15 protein-coding genes are annotated in these 19,753 nt (G+C 58.2%); 7 read left to right on the top strand and 8 right to left on the bottom strand.

The genetic code is table 11. From position 1 onward, the window contains the following. Positions 1-163 precede the first annotated feature (163 nt). Positions 164-787: an SGNH/GDSL hydrolase family protein gene (locus LKE90_RS10845; RefSeq protein ID WP_291492333.1), complete on the bottom strand. Its 624-nt coding sequence runs from the start codon at positions 785-787 to the stop codon at positions 164-166. Positions 788-842: 55 nt separating this feature from the next. Continuing rightward, positions 843-2,054: an OpgC family protein gene (locus LKE90_RS10840; protein ID WP_291492331.1), complete on the bottom strand. Its 1,212-nt coding sequence runs from the start codon at positions 2,052-2,054 to the stop codon at positions 843-845. 322 nt (positions 2,055-2,376) lie between these two features. Between LKE90_RS10840 and LKE90_RS10835 the strand changes: the two genes are divergently transcribed. The 3 genes from LKE90_RS10835 to LKE90_RS10825 all read left to right on the top strand — a co-directional run bounded on the left by LKE90_RS10835 (position 2,377) and on the right by LKE90_RS10825 (position 7,546). Beyond that, positions 2,377-3,492 (top strand): Mrp/NBP35 family ATP-binding protein, encoded by a 1,116-nt coding sequence (locus LKE90_RS10835; RefSeq protein WP_291492329.1) that lies wholly within the window; start codon positions 2,377-2,379, stop codon positions 3,490-3,492. Between the two features lie 140 nt (positions 3,493-3,632). After that, positions 3,633-5,564, top strand: a complete 1,932-nt coding sequence (locus LKE90_RS10830; protein WP_291492327.1) for a Hint domain-containing protein — start codon at positions 3,633-3,635, stop codon at positions 5,562-5,564. 11 nt (positions 5,565-5,575) lie between these two features. After that, complete coding sequence (locus LKE90_RS10825; RefSeq protein WP_291492325.1) at positions 5,576-7,546, top strand: glycosyltransferase; 1,971 nt, start codon at positions 5,576-5,578, stop codon at positions 7,544-7,546. A 140-nt stretch (positions 7,547-7,686) separates the two neighbouring features. On the opposite strand, the gene LKE90_RS16610 is transcribed toward LKE90_RS10825, so the two are convergent. Beyond that, positions 7,687-8,124 (bottom strand): hypothetical protein, encoded by a 438-nt coding sequence (locus LKE90_RS16610; RefSeq protein ID WP_291492323.1) that lies wholly within the window; start codon positions 8,122-8,124, stop codon positions 7,687-7,689. 101 nt (positions 8,125-8,225) lie between these two features. Beyond that, positions 8,226-9,116 (bottom strand): 4-(cytidine 5'-diphospho)-2-C-methyl-D-erythritol kinase, encoded by an 891-nt coding sequence (locus LKE90_RS10815; protein WP_291492322.1) that lies wholly within the window; start codon positions 9,114-9,116, stop codon positions 8,226-8,228. Between the two features lie 237 nt (positions 9,117-9,353). Between LKE90_RS10815 and LKE90_RS10810 the strand changes: the two genes are divergently transcribed. Together LKE90_RS10810 and LKE90_RS10805 are read left to right on the top strand one after the other, a co-directional pair. Next, positions 9,354-11,216, top strand: coding sequence for an N-acyl-D-amino-acid deacylase family protein (locus LKE90_RS10810; protein WP_291492321.1), 1,863 nt, complete (start codon positions 9,354-9,356; stop codon positions 11,214-11,216). 186 nt (positions 11,217-11,402) lie between these two features. Then, positions 11,403-11,906, top strand: a complete 504-nt coding sequence (locus tag LKE90_RS10805) for a hypothetical protein (protein ID WP_291492320.1) — start codon at positions 11,403-11,405, stop codon at positions 11,904-11,906. A 39-nt stretch (positions 11,907-11,945) separates the two neighbouring features. On the opposite strand, the gene LKE90_RS10800 is transcribed toward LKE90_RS10805, so the two are convergent. The 4 genes from LKE90_RS10800 to LKE90_RS10785 form a co-directional block, all read right to left on the bottom strand. Then, a complete protein-coding gene (locus LKE90_RS10800; RefSeq protein WP_291492319.1) occupies positions 11,946-12,932 on the bottom strand; it encodes an alpha/beta hydrolase in 987 nt (328 codons plus the stop codon). Between the two features lie 284 nt (positions 12,933-13,216). Beyond that, entirely contained in the window at positions 13,217-14,683 is a 1,467-nt protein-coding gene (locus LKE90_RS10795) for a glycosyltransferase family 2 protein (RefSeq protein WP_291492318.1), read from the bottom strand. Positions 14,684-14,772: 89 nt separating this feature from the next. Beyond that, on the bottom strand, positions 14,773-16,062 hold the full coding sequence (locus LKE90_RS10790; protein WP_291492316.1) for a hypothetical protein: 1,290 nt from the start codon (positions 16,060-16,062) through the stop codon (positions 14,773-14,775). Positions 16,063-16,158: 96 nt separating this feature from the next. Next, positions 16,159-17,217, bottom strand: a complete 1,059-nt coding sequence (locus LKE90_RS10785) for a COX15/CtaA family protein (RefSeq protein ID WP_291492314.1) — start codon at positions 17,215-17,217, stop codon at positions 16,159-16,161. Between the two features lie 124 nt (positions 17,218-17,341). Between LKE90_RS10785 and LKE90_RS10780 the strand changes: the two genes are divergently transcribed. Next, positions 17,342-18,121 carry a TVP38/TMEM64 family protein gene (locus tag LKE90_RS10780; protein ID WP_291492312.1) on the top strand — a complete coding sequence of 260 codons (780 nt, stop codon included), beginning with the start codon at positions 17,342-17,344 and terminating at the stop codon, positions 18,119-18,121. A gap of 248 nt (positions 18,122-18,369) precedes the next feature. After that, positions 18,370-19,653, top strand: coding sequence for a multidrug effflux MFS transporter (locus LKE90_RS10775; protein ID WP_291492311.1), 1,284 nt, complete (start codon positions 18,370-18,372; stop codon positions 19,651-19,653). Positions 19,654-19,753 lie beyond the last annotated feature (100 nt).

Here is a 19,753-nt window from a genome sequence, read left to right as displayed (position 1 = left end):
TGGAGTTCGGGACAAAACCCCGAGAAACGCGCGATGACATCCAACAGATGCGTGAACCTGAAGCCGTATCCGTTCACGCCGGTTCACGTAAACGACTCTGGATCATTGTTTTGTCGAGAAGCTCTTTAGCCGATCAGATGATTCCACCTGATCGGATGATGCTCTAAATCCCCGTCAGCTCGACAATCCAGCGCGCCACGGCCTCGCCCAGCAGCCTGTAGCCGAAATCACCCAGATGCAGCCCATCGGGGGAAAGCTGCTCGCGGGTCATGCCATGCTCGGCGGACCATGATTTCATCAGCGCGTAGCGGTTGAAAAACGGGATATTCATCTCGATGGCAAGCGCCGGAACGGCATCCCGGAAAGCCGGGAAATTCGGCAGCTCTTCCATCATCTTGCACCATTGCGGTCCGATCATGCCCAGATCACATCCGTCTGCCCGACGCAGACGCTCCAGATCATCCCGGGTCCGATCAATGAAGCCCGAGACGGGCTGCTCTTTCCAGACGTCATTGGTGCCGCCCTGCCAGATGACCAGATCGGCGCGATCGTCGATCACGTCCTGAAGCCGGGCATGCATTTCCTCGGCTCCATTGCCGCCGATGCCGCGATTGATGATGGTCACGCCGTTGGGCATGAAGGGTTGCAGTGTCCGCTCCACGACCGGGCATAGTCCATACTCCGGCGCGCTTGCCCCGATGCCTTCAACAGTGGAGGAGCCGAACAGGCAGATCTTCACGGAGGAGCCGGCCTGCAACAGCCGGGTCAGACGGGGAAAATGGCTCATTGTCGGTGTTCCTGTGTCTGTTGGCGGCGTCACCACCATAGGGGTGGCAAAAGGATCAGGAGGCGGCAGGCTGCTGCGGTTCCGATGGCTTCATCAGCTCGCGCGCCCGGTTACGCTTACGCTCGTAGACAACCGTCACGCAGTAGAGAATCCACAGACCTGCAATGTTGATCGCGATCTGAAGCAGCCATCCTTCTCCGAATGTGGTGAAGATCAGACGGCCGATCAGGTCGAGAACGGTGCCGACCGTAAAGACTTCCAGCGAATGACGCCCGCACAGCGCCAGCGCCTGTCCCAGCCTTGTTTCCGAGAATTGCCGGGCCAGTTGTGAGGACTGCACCAGATAGAAGATGGACAGCACATCCAGCAGCCGCAAAGGAGCCAGCGTGCTTTTGTCGGGAGAGGGCAGGGCGAGCGGGCGGATGGTCGGCAATCCCCACTGTGTCCACGGAAAGGCCTCAAGCAGCGAGAACATCAGATAGCCCCCGCAGAGAATTTTCAGCCAGGAAAAGGAGGGGAGATCTCCGTTGTGGCGGCTGGCCTCGATCGCTCCGCACGCGCCGAGTACGAACAGGAACTGCCATGCCAGCGGATCGAAATACCACCCATCCGGATCAAGCCAGTTGGGGAAATTGACACTGGGGTCGAGATTGATCAGCAGCCACAAGGCGCAGCTCAGTCCCAGCGCCAGAAAGCGATTGAACCGGATCACGCAGTACATCAGCGGAAAGGCCGCCAGAAGCACCATGTAGAGCGGCAGGATGTTCAGGTTGGACGGCAGGGCGTCCAGTAGAAAGACACGCCAGAAATTGGCGAGACCGTGCGCCAGCTCCGGTTCCAGAAAATCGACGGGAACGGGTGTGAAGCTGCGCCATGTGCGGATGATGACGACAGAGGACAGCATCATCAGCGCCTGCGCGATATAGAGCTTTCCACAGCGCACGGCGATCTTGCGGAGCGTCTCCGGCACGCCGTGTTTCGGAAAGCCGCGTCCGTACGCCAGCCATGAGGCGTAGCCGGCCAGCAGCACGAAAATCTCCGCGGCATCGGCAAAGCCGAGATTGCGGATGGTCAGCCGGTTGAGGAGGTTCTGCGGCATGTGGTCCACGAACATCATCAGCAGCGCAATGCCACGCAGGGCATCGACACGGTGATCGCGGGCGCGTCTGGTGGCAGGCGGATTGGTCCCGGCGGCTGTGGTCCTGTCAGTCCGTGTTTCGGACGGGGCGTGATCGGAAGGCGGAAAGGCGGAGTTCGTGGCGGTCATGTCCTGTCCTGCATGGATGCGACAATGGAGTGGTCGCCGGAGACCCGCGCCTTATAGCAATCATTCACGGAAGGGTGAGAGCCACGACGGAGGCGTCTGAGGCGTTTTTGGAAAACGCTGGTATCCATGCAACATTCTTTCATGGAGCAACGGTCATGACGCTCTGGTCTGGAGATCAATCGCATGCCGCAGCATGGCCGGAAATGCTTTACGAGGCGTTCCGGTGAAGGACTGGCTGCTGAAAGGGTGGCGGGGCTTCCATCTGGCCGTTTCGGCTCATAAACGTCATAAGCACCAAACAGCAGATAAAAGAGGCGATGTCATGGCCGCGCAGAAGGTGCCCTCGCGTGAGGAAATCGAGACAGTCATCCGGGGTGTCCGTGAGCCGACCAGCGGGCGGTCGCTGCTGGAAATCGGGCGGATCGAGGCGTGTCAGACCGTCGCGGGGCGCATCCGCCTGACGCTGGCCGTGGAACCGGCTCTGGCGGCGCATCTGGAAAAAAGCGCCGCCGCCGCAGAGCAGGCGCTTGACCGGGCTTTCCCGGAATGGCGCGCGAGCGTGCTGCTGACGGCGCATCGTCCGACAGCATCTTCTCCGGAGCCAAAAGCCGGAGGCGGTCACCGGCCTCTCGGCGGCGTCGGGAACAAGGACGCGTCCGAACCGCTGCTGCCGCAGGTCCGCACCGTGATCGCCGTCTCGTCCGGCAAGGGCGGCGTCGGCAAATCGACCACCGCCGTCAATCTGGCGGCGGGACTGGCGCTGGAAGGACTGTCGGTCGGACTGATGGACGCCGATGTCCACGGCCCCTCGCTCCCGCGTATGCTCGGTGTCAGCGGCAAGCCCGAAGTCCGTGACGGCAAGCTGATCCCGGCTGAGGCATGGGGTCTGAAAGCCATGTCCATCGGGATGCTGGTGGATGAGACGCAGGCGATGGTCTGGCGTGGCCCGATGGTGATGGGCGCGATCGGCCAGCTTCTCGGCGATGTCGCGTGGGGCGAACTGGATGTTCTGGTGATCGACATGCCGCCCGGAACGGGAGACGCGCAGCTCACTCTGGCGCAGAAAGCTGTCCTGAGCGGCGCGATCATTGTTTCGACGCCGCAAGACATTGCCCTGCTGGATGCGCGGCGTGGCGTGGCGATGTTCGAGAAGACCAAAGTGCCTGTTCTGGGACTTGTGGAGAACATGTCCTATTTCTGCTGCCCGAACTGCAATCATCGCACGGAACTGTTCGGTCACGGCGGCGCACGGGAAGAGGCGCGACGGCTCGATGTGCCGTTCCTCGGCGAGATTCCGCTGCTGGCCGATATCCGCCTCAGCGCCGACGAGGGCGCACCGATTGTGGTGAGAGCACCGAAAAGCGAGGCCGCGAAGGCCTACCGCTCGCTTGCGGCTGGTGTGGCGGGCGTTGTGCGGAAACTGCCGCACAGGCAGTAATCGCGACCTGAAACAGGTATATTCCTTATTTATTTTTGATGGGACGCTTTTGTGTTAATATGTAACTAAATATTGGCGTCCTTTTCATGTTGTTAACGGTTCGGCTGTGGGCGCATCAGACAGGTTTGAGGAAAGTCCTGATGGCGAGCGTAACAAATGGCGGTTCTGTTTCTGGCGCAACTACAAGTTCCGGTGATGTAACGAGCGGGTCGGTCGTCTATCCGGGTGGCGGCACAGGAACTGCCCGCGAGACGGTGGTCAGCAGCGGTGGAGTATTGACGTCGGCTATGCTCAGGCCGGGTGATGTGGTGACCGTGGAAGCTGGCGGAGCCTCCTATTTTACATCGGCTGTGGACGTGACGGGGTGGGGCGGGGCTTCTCCCACACGTTTTCAGAGTTCGCAGGAGAATGTTTACGGCCTGAGCACAAACGGCATATTTTCCGGTTACATCAGTGCGTCTGGTGACGGCAATTACTTTACGTGCTCTGTTGAGCAGGATGTTTACGCCGGAGGCGAGGCCTACGGAGCAAGCTTTACAACGCAATATCTTCCAATTGAGAGCAGCGATGGATTACCCATCGGGCAGGTGGTGGCGCCTGCCGAGCAGGTAATTGACTCTGGTGGTCTCGCCCGAAATACCCTGGTGGGCTACAGGGCGGAGCAGGATATTGCCAGTGGCGGCGTTGCTATTGACACAATGGTCAGCGGTGGCTTGCAGCTCGTTGAGCCAGGTGGCGTAGCGCGTGACACGACGCTGAATGGTCTGTCTTTCCAGCAGCTCTCTGGTGCGGGAGCCGTTGCCTACAATACGACAATCAATCGTGGTGCACTGGTGGAGGTTTATAACGGAGCCGCTGTTGTCGGTGTGAAAGTCAACGACGGTGCTGGGATCAACGTTTCCACTGGCGGAACGGTGAGTGACGCTGATATTGGCTCCGGCGGCGTTCTGAGCGCAGGCAGCGGCGCGACGCTGACGGACATCACGCTTGAGAATGGCGGCAGGCTGGACGTGTCGAAAGACACGCTGTTCACGGACCGTCTCGTGTTCAACGGCGGCACGATCGACATCACCGACCTGACAGGCACCGGCACGCCGGACTACACGTTCAGCGGCGACAACAGACTGACCATCACCCGCGACGGCGTCAGCGAGACCATCCTGTTCGACGGTGTCTATGATCCGACCAAACTGCTCGTCACAATCGACACTGACGGCAGCACGTTGATCGACTACGGCACCCCCGCGCCGTGCTATTGCCCCGGCACGCTGATCGCCACGGCGGCGGGTGAAACCCCGGTCGAGGCGCTGGCAATCGGCGATCTGGTCCGCACGGCGTCCGGCGTGCTGCGTCCCATCCGCTGGATCGGCCGCCGCGCCTATGACGGCGTGTTCGCCCGCGGCAACCCGGACCTGATTCCCGTGACCTTCGAGAAGGGGTCTCTGGGGTCCAGCCTGCCGAAGCGGGCGCTGACGGTTTCGCCGCTGCACGCCATGTGCGTGGAGGGCTATCTGATCCCGGCGCACTGTCTGGTCAACGGCGGCTCCATCCATTTCGACAGCATCGGCGAGCGGGTGGACTATATTCACATCGAGCTTGAAAGCCATGATCTGCTGCTGGCCGAGGGTGCTCCGTCCGAAAGCTTCGTCGATGACGGCTCACGCGGCATGTTCCACAACGCTGGCACGTTTGCGGAACTGTATCCGGACGCCGAGACGGTCGAGGCGGTCTATTGCGCCCCGCGTCTGGAAGACGGCACGGTTCTGGAGCATATCCGCGACCGCCTGTCGGCCCATACCGGCAGCACCGTGCGGTTGGGTCTGCTGGCGTCCGACAGGGAGCGTCAGTTGACCGGCTGGGCTGTCGATCTGCTGACGCCATCCGAGCCCGTGGCGCTGGAAGTGCTGCTGGACGGACGCGTGATTGGCATGACGCTGGCCGATGGTCCGAGCGGCGTGGTGAGCAACGGCGCTGCGGCCTACGGCTTCACGTTTGGGCTGCCGCGAGGCGTCACCTCCGTCAGTGGCACATTCTCGCTGCGGGCCGTGTCAGCCGTGAAAGCAGCGGCCTGAGTCAGTCCCGCATGACCGGTCCGCTCTATCGCGCCTTCCTCGATCGCGCGGACCGGTATGTCATCGAGGGATGGGCGAGGGATGAGGTGGACCCGTTCACGCCTGTCCCGCTCACCGTTTTCCGTGACGGTGTGCAGGTCGCGTTGCTGACAGCCGAAAGCTGGCGTGAAGACCTTGTGGAGCCCGGCCACAGCGACGGTTACTGCGCCTTTCGTCATGTCTGGATGCCGCCGCTCCCGGAAAACGATTTTTCACGGATCGAGGTGAGGCTGCCCGACGGGGAGCAGATCAACGGCTCCCCTGTTTTCGTGCCCATGCCGACAGACGAGCAGACCGTGCTGGGTGTACGGGGCGCGATCGACATCCTTGATCACGAGCGCATCGCCGGGTGGATACGCGACGAAGATCGTCCCGAGCGTGCGGTCGGAGTGGCTGTTCTGCTTGACGGTCAGGAAGTCGCCTTTCTGCGAGCCAACAGTTTCCGCCGTGACCTTCGCGATCTGGGGCTGGGAAGCGGGCGATACGGTTTCGAGTTTCTGTTTACGTCGCCACCGGACCCGCTCACGGCGCATACTGTTGAAATCCGCCTCGATACTGGCGTGTCTTTTCCGGACGGGATGAAAATTCTTCCAGCGGCGGAGGGTTTTTTCGATCAGGCCATGATGCGTCTCGCCAGCCGCGAGATTGGCGGTCTGTGCGATGTGGAGAAGATTCGGACCGCTGCTGATTTTCTGTCGTCCTGTCTGGAGACTCTTGGGAAAAAGGATGCGGAAGGCACGCTGGGGCTGGCGTCCCGCCGTGAAATCCGCCGTCTGCGTCGGCAGGAAGGCAATCGTGCCGTCACGGTCCAGCGTCAGGTGCTGGTGATTGATGACCAGATACCCGATACGCGGCGTGATGCGGCGTCGGTGGCGCTGCTGTCGCATATGAAAGCGCTACAGGCGGCGGGCCTGAAAGTATTCTTCACCCCAAGCCTTATTTCCGGCTGTCGTGAAGATGTTCTCGCGTCACTGGAAAAACAGGAGATTACGGTTCTCAGGCCGCCTTTGTGGGAGTCGGTCGAAGCCATTCTCAGACGGGCTGGAGAGGCGTTTGATCTGATTTACCTGCATCGTCTGGGCAATGCGTCGGCCTACCTGGAACTGACGCGGCGTCTCTGTCCGATGGCGCGGATTCTTTGGTCTGTGGCGGACATCGACAGTCTCCGTCTGCGGCGGCAGGCGCAGGTCGAGCAGCGGCCCGAACTGACCATTCTTGCCGCCCAGAGCGAGGCGCGGGAGCGGATGGTTATCTGGCGCTCCAACGTGGTGATCACGCATTCGGATGAGGAAACGGCGCGGATCAGGGAGAGTGTGCCGTCTTCTGCGGCCGTCACCGTGCGTTGGGCGGTTCCTGTAGGAAGGACCGTGTATCGACCGGCGAAACGGGACAGGATCATTTTTCTCGGTCATTTCGGCCATGCTCCCAACCGGGATGCCGTGCGCTGGCTGGCGACGGAGATTGTGCCCGCCCTGCGCCGTCTGAGTCCCGCGCTGGAAATCACGGTGTTCGGTTCAGGCATGACGGCGGAGACACTCTCCTTCGCCTGTGACGGTCTGGTCTTTGCAGGATACAAGCCGGAGATTGCCAGTGTTTTTGCAGAGGCGCGGCTGATGGTGGCGCCGCTGCGTTTTGGCGCGGGGATCAAGGGCAAGATACTGGAAAGCTGGGCGCATGGCGTCCCGGTTCTGATGACGCCTATGGCGGCGGAGGGGCTGCCGCTTCTGGACGGTCAGCGTTCCTGTGTGGCGCCAGCGGAGACGGAGGCCTTTGTCGCCGGGCTTGTGGCGTTATGGGCTGATGAAAGCGGACTGAAAGAGCAGTCTGCCTTGGGGCGGAAACTGCTGAGGGAAGCGTTCTCGGAAAAGTCGGTGGAAGCGGAAATGGCGCAGGCTCTGTCAGCCGCTTTTGCTGAAAAAGGTATGAAGAGCGAGAGTCTGTAATCAGAAGTTTTTGATGAAGGTTTTTTAAAAAAATTAATAATATATAAGGATTTAATAAAAATACTTAGAGGCTGCAATCCAGCGGGTGCGGTCCCTTTGGTTCTGGTTTGCGTTTCAGGACAAGAACAGGGTGTAGCCGGTCAGTTGGCTGGCCCGGAGGCTTTCAGTGTCGCGGCGTTGAGCTGCTGATGCAAGGACAGGCCGTGCGCAACCTTGGCGGCGTCGGCTGGCGTCATGGCAAGACCGATCGGTCCGTAAGCAGGATGCTGAAAGGCGAGAATGGAGCCCTGTGACTCCGGGTCAAGCTGAAGCGCCCAGTTTGTGCGACGTACCGGCGTGAACGACACTCCTTCGATGGGCGGAATATTCGCGCCGACCATGGCCTGATGCACCGCGCCAAGCCCTGTGATCAGGTCGGCGACCTGAGCGGCGTTCAGGTCCAGAACAATCTTTTTGCGCCCTGATGTGATGGTCAGGGTCGCCTGTTTGAAGTCCTCGGACGCCGCGATGTGAATATGAGGGTCCCTGACGCGTTCCGCAGGAGCTGATGTTTCCGCGGGAGTCGGTTTCTTGCTCATTATTCCGTCAGGCTTTCCTGCTAATCGAGGGAACCTGAAACCGATATTTCAGGTGGTCTCCTCCTCACTATAAACCATTTCTCCCGGAGAGAAATGCTCTTTCAGGCCGAGGGCTGAGTGGGAGCGGGCAGAACAGGTCCTGCCCATATCCACCAGTCATTCTGCTGTTCCAGTCTGAGCTGGCGTGCGGCGGCTTCCGCGCTTTCGGCCGTTTCGAACAGGCCGAAGCAGGTTGCGCCGGAGCCGCTCATCCGGCTGAGCAGGCAGTCAGGCAGTGCGCCGATAGCGTCCAGAACAGTGCTGATGGATGGACAGAGTGCGCGGGCAGGCGGCTCCAGATCGTTGCTGAGGCGTCGCAGGTCATCCGTCATGGCGGCGGCGGACGGCCATGCGGGTGGCAGGATGGCGTCCCCGGAAAAGGCGGCGTTGCGCGCCTTGAAAATGGCGGGAGTGGAAACGGCCTCGCCACAGTTCACAAGCAGTATGCCGCAGGGCGGTAGGACGGGGGCCGGGTTGAGCTGCTCGCCGATGCCGCGCATCAGGGCTGGTTTCTGGAGCAGGCAGACAGGCACATCCGCTCCCAGTTTTTCCGAGATCGCCAGAAACCGCGATTCCGATGTGCCGAGAGCCATAACGCGGTCCACAAGACGGAGCGTGGCGGCCGCGTCCGCCGAGCCGCCACCTATGCCGGAGGCAACCGGAAGGTTTTTCCCAAGGACGAGGCGGCCTGTGAGCGGCGTGTCCGTTCCCTCGGTCAGCAGGCGGGCTGCTCTTGTGACAAGATTGTCGTCAGTGGCTTCCGCTGCGAGCTTCTGCCCGAACGGCCCCGTCAGTTCCAGTGACAGCGGTGCACCGGACGCTTCATAGGTCAGGCGATCCGCTGCCCCTGCAAACACCACGAGACTGTCAAGCAGATGGTAGCCATCCGGTCGTTTGCCCGTGACATGCAGGTAGAGATTGATCTTCGCATGGGCTGTTTCTGTGAGACTCACGGGTTTGTCCGGCTGTTGTGGGATCGGCCTGCCGGGTTTAGCGCAGCTTGGCGAATGGCGCGAGACATGAACAGGAAGATGAAGATGTGAGCCCGCAGCGGGTGGACGCATTACAGAAAACGAAACCATTGTCCTTATTTAGCGTTCTGTTTCAGTGAAATAGTATCGCTGCGTGCAGATACGGCGTGGGAAAGTCAGCCGGTTTCAGTCACGGACGGCGATTGCCTGGAGGCCGGATTGCCCGAGACTGTCTATAGAAATGCCCACCTGTTCGATGGTCTTGGAACAGCGCCTGTCGAATCCGATATCCTGATACGGGATGGCCTCGTCGTCGCTATCGGAAAAGCCCTCCCCGTCTCGGGGGACGCAGTGGACATTGACTGCCGCGGCCTCTGGTTGTTGCCGGGCATGCTGGACATCCATACCCATCTCGATCTGGAAGTGGAACTGACACCGGGATTGCCCGAGGTCGTCCGGCACGGCACGACCACGGTCCTGATCGGCAACTGCTCGATCGGTGTGAGCTACGGCAACCAGAGGCGCAACGGCGAGGACCCGATTGTGGACTGCTTTGCGCGGGTGGAAAATATCCCCCGTGTCGTGCTGGAAAAGGTGGCGGAACAGTGTACGTGGGACAGTTCCAGCGCGTATCTTGATCACCTCAGGGCCTTGCCGCTCGGCGTCAATGTAGCGCCTTTCCTGCCACATTCCATGCTGCGGATCGAGGTGATGGGACTGAAGGAATCAGTTTCCCGTAAACCCACGAGTGCGGAACTGCGGAAAATGGAACGGCTGGTGGAAACGGCCATGCAGGAGGGATATGTCGGCCTCTCCACGGATGCGTTGCCCTTTCATTTTCTCGCCAACGCTCCACATAAAAAAAGCAAAATTCCGACCCAGTACGCGGCATTCTCGGAACTGAAACAGCTTCTGTCTGTTGTGCGACGCTTTGGGAGAGTCTGGCAGGCGACACCGCCGAAAGACGACATTGTGGCCGCAGTCAGAGGGTTTCTGCTGACCAGCCGTCGTCTTTACAGACGGGCGCTGAAAACTTCCGTTCTGGCGGCGCTTGATCTGCGCACCAATCAGTCCGCCTACAGACTCTGTCTTCTGCTGGCCCATATTCTCAATTCAAAGCTGCTTGGCGGGCATTTTCATTTTCAGGCCCTGTCCGGGCCGTTCCGGATCTGGAGCGATGGCGCCATCAACCCGGTCGCGGATGAGTTGCCTGAACTCAGGGCGCTGAATGAGCTGGAACTGGATGACCGGGAAGGACGGTTGCGGATTCTGAATGACCCACAGTGGGAGAGGGATTTTTGCCGGATGTGGATGAAAGGCCGGAAAGGTTTTTCTCCTGCCCGGCTGCTGCACTGGCTGCGTCTCGATCATATTGTTCTGAGCCGTTCTCTGGCTGACATGAATGTCGTGGAATGTCCCCTGCCTCACTGGTCCGGAAAGACGCTGCAGGAACCATATCGTCGATTGAAACTGTGGCGGGTCTATGGACGGTGTTACGGCGCGCAGAGCGCTGCCGAGGAGACGCTGTTTCGGAAAGTGCCCGCTTCCGTAAAAGATGATGCCCGGTTTCTGTTGTTCCTGCTGCGTGAATGGGATACGGCGCTGCGCTGGGAGACGGCCATTGCAAACAATGATCCGGATATCCTGAGACATCTTCTGTTCCATCCCATGACCTTGCCGGGTTTCAATGACAGTGGAGCCCATCTTGCCAATATCGCTTTTTACGATGGCAATCTGCGCACCCTGAAGATCGCGCAGGAAGAAGGACTGACCCGTGTGGCCGAGAGCGTCATGCGTCTGACGTCCGTTCCGGCCCGGTTTTTCGGACTGGATGTCGGGGTCATCCGTGTCGGAGCCAGAGCGGATCTGTGTGTTCTTGATCCGGAAGCGCTGCGGATGTGGAATCCTGAGCAGACCTGTGAGCTGCTGGTGAGGCCCGAACTCGGGTGTCGGGCCATGGTCAACAGACCGGCGGGCGTGGTACGGGAGGTCATGGTGTCAGGACGACGGGTCTGGGTGGAAGGCAGTTATGCCGACGATCTGGGCAAAGCGTCTTACGGTACCGTCCTTCGTGCCCTCTGAGGGGGCTTTGCTGTAAAAGGCCGCCGACAACCGGCTTTTTTGATTATCTTTCTGTGTTAAAATGCCTGTGGGGCAGGGGATGCCGAAACCGTTTTCCCACCTGTCGGTGTCATGCACTTTGTGTCATGCTACGGGGGAAGGCGCGTTTCTGCTGTGACGCATATATGAGGATTGAAAGGGCATTCGATGAAATGGCTTGGCCTTCTGGCTGGGGCTCTTGTGATGAGCATCGCTGTTCCGGCACATGCCGAGGATTACGTCAGGCTGGTCAGGAACGCGAAAGTTCTGACTTTCAAGGATGCGAAACCTGTTCCTGTCTCCAGTTCTGAAAAACTGCGGAGCGTGGCCAATCTGGAGGTGCAGGATGGAAAATATGTCGATGACTGCAATCATCCTGTAACACCTCGCAGTATCGCGCTTGATCTTGGAAAGGCCCTGCCGGATGTGCGGGCTGTCTTTGTGCAGGACAGCGTCTGTTATGGCGCGGGTGAGAGCAGCCTGACTGTCCTTGATGGAAATGATCGGGTGATCTGGCAGGATAACGCGACGAGTGTTGCCGTTCTGACTTCGACTCACGACAAGGTAAGCGATCTCGCTTTTCAGGAAACGGTTCCGACATTTTCTGTCTGGCGCTGGAATGCGGGCAACCGTGTGTATGAAATGCTTGAGACTGTCGAGTTGCCGGACTGACGGGACATTCACGTCTGACAGGCATTTTGTCTTCTGATGTCAGGAGATGAAATGCCTCTGACGCATCCATTGTTGCGCCATATCTGGCCAAGCGGCGGTTTCCGTGCCGGGACGCCCCATGCCAAAGCCATGCCCTCCATGCCCGAAGAGATGCCTGACAACGTCAACATTGTTGTCATGACAGGCTCTTTCCAGAATGGCGGTGTTTTCGGCGCTGGCGATCCGGTCATCTGCCGCCTGCACGAGAAAAAAGGGCGGATCACCGGGCTTTACATAGGTCTGCATTGACCAGTCGATACCATCCTGCGTGGTTGGGTGGTCACCAATCAGCATCCGGCGTGTACCCGTGCGCTGATAGGGAGGCTCCAGTGTGACGACAGGATAGGCGAGAAGGCTCAGGGCGAGTGTGGCGGGCTCTGTGTCGTACAGGTCCACGGGATGATAGGTTTGCCATTCCGGTCGGATGGCGCATGTCCCCATCAGGTGACCACCTGCGGAAAATCCGAGAGCGCCAATTCTTTCCGGGTCGATGCCGAATGTTTTCGCATGACCTCTTACAAGGCGGATCGCGCGCTGGGCATCCTGAAAAGGAGCCAGCCGACCATCTTTCCAGTGTTCGCCAGGAAGCCTGTAAATCAGGACAAAAGCGGTAATGCCGAGGGAGGTCAGCCACTGGGCCGGAAGGACACCCTCTTTCCTGATCTGGATATAGCGATAACCGCCACCCCCGGCCACGATAACGGCCGCTCCGTTGGAGCGTGCCGGACGGTGGACACTCAGTGTGGGGGTCGTAATGTTGGTCAGCGCACCATGGATCGAGATTCTGGGCTCTCCCTGTGGGCCGCCGCCATCGGGAGGAGCGCCGTTCCACAGCGGAATGTGCAGATCGCCGTCAGGCAAGGCTTCCTCGGGGTAGTCTGTCCTGCCTGCGCGGAAATCATAGGCGGGAGGAGCGCATCTGCTTAACAGCGGAGCGGCCAGCGCGGCGGCTGCATTGAGCGTGAAAAGCCTGCGTTTCAACGGCATATGTTTCAGAGTCCTGAGTATTCCTGAATATGGTGTTCGCGGGTTTGCTGACAGTCAAATCAGTTGGTTGTGTGGCGCATGCGGATAGGTCAGAAAAACCCGGATTGAAACCGTCAGATAAATTTCATCAGTCTTTCAAAATGACAATGCCGATGAAGAATCTGTCGTGCTCTTGAAGGATTGGAAAATATACGTGGAAAGATCAATAAGCCGGACAGGTCGAGAAAACTGCTCGTAGAATGGTCTGCTCTTGTCCGGCTGTCTCTTCTGTGGCTCTGAAGTCGTCAGGTGTAAGGGATTAGGTTACGCATGCAGCTTTTCAAGGTGAGGATGTCGCTATCAGCGACTGAAGCCAGACAGACGCAAAAATCAGAAACCGTCATCGTTCCTATATTGTTGCGTAAGGTATGAATGAAATCATCGAGACCGATTTCGTTATTTACACTGATAGATGAACAGGGGACTTTTCCATCATAGTCGATTTTGTTCAGCGTATATTTCTCCCAATCCAGAATCTTTTTTGCCGAGAAGCTGACTTCGCTGTCATCACAGTGGCTGGGAGGAGATGTCAGATAACTGTATTCGTAAGGATTGCGTATTGAAACATGGTCGTCACCAGCGTCTTCAACGACGACGCAGAAGGATGACAGGCTGCCCGTATCGTTTGAAATGGCTATGCTTTCACATGACTTTTGAAAAAAGCTGTAGAAGTCATTGTTCCCTTTGAGCTTGCGAAGATAAACCTTCTCGCCGGGTTCGCTTGAAATCCTGCCAAACGGGTTTAGATTCAGGGTATCGCCATTTTTATTTCTGATTTCAAAAACGTCCACATCATCTGCCGGTTCGGTCCTGTAGACCACGTGGTCCGAAAGGGAAATCATTCTGTAGTTCTTATAGGGAAAAATACATGCATGCTTCAGCGCGTCGAAAAATCTTGCCCTGTTGATTCTGAGCATGATATTTCTTGCATTTTTGGAAAAGGAGAGCGGCGCGAAATCATCGGCGTCATTAACGTTGAAGTGATTCCAGTATCCTATGGAGTCTGACAGGTCTGCATTAACGCGTCTTTTTATGCGTGAAACATAGTGCTCCATGCTTCTGCATATAAAATGCATTACTTTCGCATGGTCCCAGTTTATTTTCTTGGTTGTGCCTCGCCATTCAACAACGTCGCCACTCTCATCAAGGTAGCGCTCTTCGTTGACGTTTAATCTGTGTGGATTTGAGTAGTCAAAATCAACTTTCTCGGGTCGCACGAAACTTTTGACCAACCCGAAACCATCGGGATCGGGAGCATTCACATTGTATTTTGTGAACTGGTCAATGTTGAGTTTGTTATTTGCGATAACCTTGTCATTGCTGCCATAGACGCACCAGCTTATGGCGATTCCATCTGCGTTTTCAAATTTCTTCTGGGCAAAGAAATCGGCGGCGTTTGTAAAATCATTGATATACAGATATTCATCGCCATCCAGAAAACCGAGCCAGTCAAAGACACCTCTGGCCTTTTCAACGGCGCTATTGAAGCTCTGGCCTTGTCGATGATAAAAATTACGCTCTTTTTTTATGTTGGTTCTATAGCTTTCTATGGAATATATTTGTGACGCCGCCTGAATGACTTCCCATGTGCCGTCATCAGAGTGGTCATCAAATATGTACAAATGATTGATACCAATAGCAAAATGCCAGGCAATCCATCCCGTGATATCGTGTATCTCGTTTTTCACGAACAGTGCACAGGCAATTTTCATCTTAAAGCCCTTGTTTTTGAAATTATAAAACAAGTTTTGATCAGAAATTCCCTCTCTTTCCATGTAAAAGGAAAGAGAGGGAATTCACATTATGCCTGACCGGCGGTCAGCTCCATCTCGCGCAGTATCGCTGACGTCACGCGTGCATCAAACGCCAGACCACGGTCTGAAGTGTAGTCGTTGATTCCGTTCCAGCTATAATCAACCGGGAATGGAATATGGATGCAGGTTATATTCGAGTGTTCGGAGTGGGGAACATGATCCCGAGTGAGATTGAGAACAAGAAGTCTGGATGATTTTTCAACAAGAATCGGATTCATGTCTTCCATGAACTTTGGAAGATCACATTCCCCGACCATGCCGAAGACAAGAAGGGCATGTCCCTTGTTGAAGCGTCTGGAAAATGAATCGACCTTGCGTTTTATCAGGCTGTGAAACGCCTCCTGATCATCGCCGATAATTGTCCGTCCACGTTCATGGCCGAAATGGACGCCGGAAGGCTTGTGGAACATCTGGGGTGCGCCGGATGGGTCAACACCCTGATAGTAGTTTTCGGGTTGCAGATAGCTTGAAAAATCGGTCTTGATGGCTTCAGCCGCCGAGTTGCGGCTGAAAGCGCCCAGATCAAAGATCGTTATATCAGCGTCACCCGCGTAATCGATCAGTCCCCAGCGATTGGCGACTGTATAGGGGAGACAACTCTGGCCGAGCGAAAGAACGCTTACTTTCTGCTTCTGGGTGCTCAGCAGAGAGTGATAATTCACGGCTGACATGGCCAATGCGCGCAGGTTTCTGTAATCCACGCCTTCAATGACGGGAGAGCCGCCTTCAATCGTTGAAAGAAGCCGGTCACAGAGTTCGATCTGACGCCTGTAGTCTCCCAGAGCTTCCAGCGCGTAATAAACGGCTGCTCCGCATTTGCCGTCGACAAAGAACAGTTCCCAGTACTGGGTGACAATTTTGTTGAGGTAGGGAAAGTTCTTGGTCTCCACCAATGGCAGAAAGCACTCGGTGACCAAAGGCAGGAAATGAATGTTGGTAAAGGGGTTGTGCTTCCTGAGCATCAGCTCACGGCGTCTGAGGGATTCATTCCAGTCCGCGCGGGCATCGGTGCAGCGTGTCCACTGCAGGATAAAGCCGACATCGTTCGGGAACAGTCTTACAAAGTCATCGGCGCACTGGTCTGCTTCAACATCCAGACGCGCTCTTCTCAGGGCCGAATAATACTGCCACCACAGACCCGCATCATCAGGGAAATTTTTGACCAGTATGGCAAAGACCTCGCATGCCTCTTCATAGTCTCCATCCTCCATGAACGACATCGCCTTGTCGAAAACAGAAGACTTTTCTTCTTCTTTTAACTCGGTATTCACAGTCATTCTCTCGGCCTTTGCATTTAAAACTTCTGAAGCGACATTACAGAATTCAGTGCACAAACAAAACCAGCATCACAATAGTCAGAGACAGTTTCCACTTCAGACGCCTGCGGAGCGTCCTCTTCTGGCGCCGCGCAGTGTGTGCATCGCGAACACGCCCACACCCAGAAGAATGGCGGCGAAGGTCTGATGAACGGTGCCCGCCCAGACCGGGACGACCAGCAGCAGCGTCGTCACCCCCAGAGCGTATTGAATCAGCACGGCCCATCCGAGCAACGCCACGGCGGCATGGGCGCGTGGCGTCAGCTTCGTTTTCATCCCGGTGAGAACCGTCAGGCCGATTGCCAGCGCCGTTACCGTCGCCAGAAGACGGTGATCGAACTGCACCGCCGGAATGTTGGCGATCCAGTTATACCAGAACGGGCTGAGCTTCGCGTAACCCTCAGGGATCAGGCGACCATCCATCAGTGGAAACGTATTGAAGACGAACCCGGCATGCGTGCCCGCCGTAAAGCCGCCCGCCACGATCGTCAGGCCGATCAGCCCGAGGGCCGCGTGCAGGAAGCTGCGGGTCCGGCGGGCGCCGGCCATGTCCGGCAGGGCTTCCGGCTCGGGGACGCGCACCGAGAGCGCCGTCCACAGAATGGCGACGTAAAGAAGCAGCGCCATGCCAAGATGCAGCACCAGCCTGACCGGTTCGACAGCGGTGCTGTCAGGGCGGAAGCCGGAGGCCACCATGAACCAGCCGATTGCGCCCTGAAGCCCGCCCAGCACGAAGAAGACCAGCAACCTGATCACCAACCCACGGGTCAGGGCTTTTCTGAAAGCGAAGAACGCCAGCCCGCCGAGCAGGTTGATGCCCATCAGCCGCCCCCAGAAACGGTGAATCCATTCGAGCCAGAAAATCTGCTGGAACCCGGCGAGCCCGAACCCGTCATGCAGTATCCTGTACTGCGGAATGCCCTGATAAAGTGCGAATTCATGCTCCCACTGCGCGTGTGTGAGCGGAGGAATGATGCCGGTCAGCGGACGCCATTCCATGATCGACAGGCCCGACCCGGTCAGACGGGTCGCGCCGCCAAGGGCGATCATTCCGAGCAGCATGACGCAGATGCTCAGCAGCCAGTTGGAAACGTGGCGTCGGTCACGCAGGGTCATGCCGTCGACCTTCCGGGGCGCGCGGATTGAGGGAGAGGCTGAGGCAGGGGAGGGCATGTTGGACATTGTGCCGGTTGTTTAACGCGCTCTTGCAACCCTGAGCAAGGAGGTGTTACCGCGCGCCATGAGCGAGAGCCCGATGCCTGATCCGACAGAAACGCACGACGGAAAAATGCCAATGGGGCAGACGGGTGATGCCGGGGATCAGGCCGCCCCGTCAGCACTGTCCCTCCTGCGTCCGGCGATCATGCTGGCTGTCCTGTTGGGGGGAGCGGTCGCATTGCGGGAAGTGCCCGCGCTTCATGACCTTCTCAATGATACGGCGCACCTTCGTCAGGGCGTGGCCGGTCGCTTCTGGTTCTGCTTCGCCGGGACGCTCTGGTGTCTTTTCGGCCTGCCGCGCCAGATCCTGTGTTTCGCGGCTGGCGTGGCGTACGGTCTCACGGAAGGGACGGCACTCGCCACGGCGAGCACCGTCGCGGGCGCCGTGCTGTGCTGGGCATGGGCGCGGTGGGGGGCGCATCGTTGGGTCAGTGAGACCATGGCGCGGAGAAAGCGTCAGGGAAAGGGTGGCGTTCTCATGCGCTACGGCGAGCGAGTCGCCGGGATGCTCGCGCGTCATCCGTTCGAGACGATTGTCACCCTGCGGCTTCTGCCTGTCGGGTCGTCCCTGCTGCTCAACCTGTTCGCGGGCCTGTCCGCTGTCGCCCTGCTGCCGTTCATCACGGCGACGCTGGTCGGCAGCCTTCCGCAAAGCATCATCTTTGTATTGCTGGGATCAGGGGCGCAGTTCGGCAGTCTGGATCGAACCCTCATTGCCATGGCGCTTTTCGTCGCTTCCGGTCTTCTGGGATACCGACTGCTCCGACGCCTCGCCACCGGCGGTCAGGCGGATTTTTCCTGAAGATATATCCGCCGTGATGCGATATTATGGCGACTGTCACAGTCTTCTTCACGACAGGCGTCATTGTAAATTTGGCTTACCCCTTGCGGAAGAGCCAGACTGAACGCTACGAGCAGCAGAACACACAAACACTTTCTGTGTGGGTCACGGGATCAAAGTCGTCGGCTCGTTCTTCGCAAGGACGGTCGTCATGAAATCCTCATCTTTTTTACCCCTATATCTTCAGAACACAGCATCCGGGAAACGGCATGGCCGCTAACGCCCAGCCCCAGAAGCCTTCGGCGCGACACAGTTACGAAGCCCGACCGACAACGCCCTGGTGGCTGCCGGTTCTGCTTGGCTTTCTGACGGCTGTCGGCCCCATCTCGACGGACATCTATCTGCCGGCGTTCCCGTCGATGGTGAGCATGCTGCATACGAGCCTGTCCTCCGTGCAGATGACGCTGTCCATCTGGTTTGTCGGACTGGCCATCGGACAGTTGACCGTCGGGCCGCTGTCGGATCGTTTCGGGCGGCGCATGCCGCTGATTGCCGGAAATATCATCTTCGCCGTCAGTTCAGCCATCTGCGCCGCTGCGCCGGACATTCTGACCTTCAGCATCGCCCGCTTCATCGCCTCGATCGGGGCTTCCGCCAGTCTGGTCGTCCCGACCGCCTGCGTCCGTGACCTTGTGCCGGATCAGCGGGAAGGAGCGCGCATGATGTCACGGCTCGTGATGGTCATGGGGGTGGTGCCCATTCTCGCGCCGATGCTCGGAGGCATTGTCGTGACCTTCGTGTCATGGCGCGTGATCTTCTGGGCTTCCGCGGCCTACGGCGTGCTGTGCGTGCTGCTGGTCATGCGGATGCTGCCTGAAACGCTGGCCTCTGAACTCCGTCTGCGCCTGCCGCCCATCACGCTGATGATGCGTTATGTGATGCTCCTGCGTCATCGCGCCTTTCTCTCCCACGCGCTGATCGCCGGATTTTCAACCTTTCTGTCATTCAGCTACCTGACCGCCGCTTCGCCCGTCTTCATCAACGGGTTTCATTTCACGCCGTTCCGGTTCTCCATGCTGTTCGGGCTGTTCGCCGTGTTCATGATCGGCGCGTCCCAGATCAACGGTGCTCTGGTCAGCCGGTTTGATCCCCGCAGGATTCTCGCCGTCGCCATCAGCCTGTCTCTTGTCGGGAGTTTGCTGCTGGCGGGAATTTCGTTCTGGCTCAATATCCATCCCGTGCCACAGCACGGCCTGTCCCGGACGGTAATCTTCGTCATTCTGGCGATGCTGCTCACTCTCAGCCCTACGGGGGTGATCTATCCGAACGCCACAATGGGTGCGCTGGCTGATCATGCGCGGGTCGCCGGTACGGCCTCGGCACTGGCGGGGACGATGCAGTACGTGTTCGGCGCCATTGCCGGTGTTCTCGTCGGCGTGCTGTCATCCCTGCCGTTTTTCGCCTCCGAAACGCCTCTGCCGATGGCCATCGGGATGGCGGCGGGCGCTGTCGCCATGATGCTCTGTCTGCCCATGCGTCCCCCTGCCCGTTAGGGCGTGTCGTCAGTTAATGCGTTAGGAGCCGTAATCCCGGTTCGCGGGGTGTGTCGCCAGACTGGGGCGGGGTTTGGCGGAAAGCCGAAGGGGGTAAGAC

Origin of the sequence: Acetobacter sp., assembly GCF_022483985.1 — a bacterium.
Lineage (GTDB): Bacteria > Pseudomonadota > Alphaproteobacteria > Acetobacterales > Acetobacteraceae > Acetobacter.
This window is presented reverse-complemented; position numbering and strand designations above follow the sequence as displayed.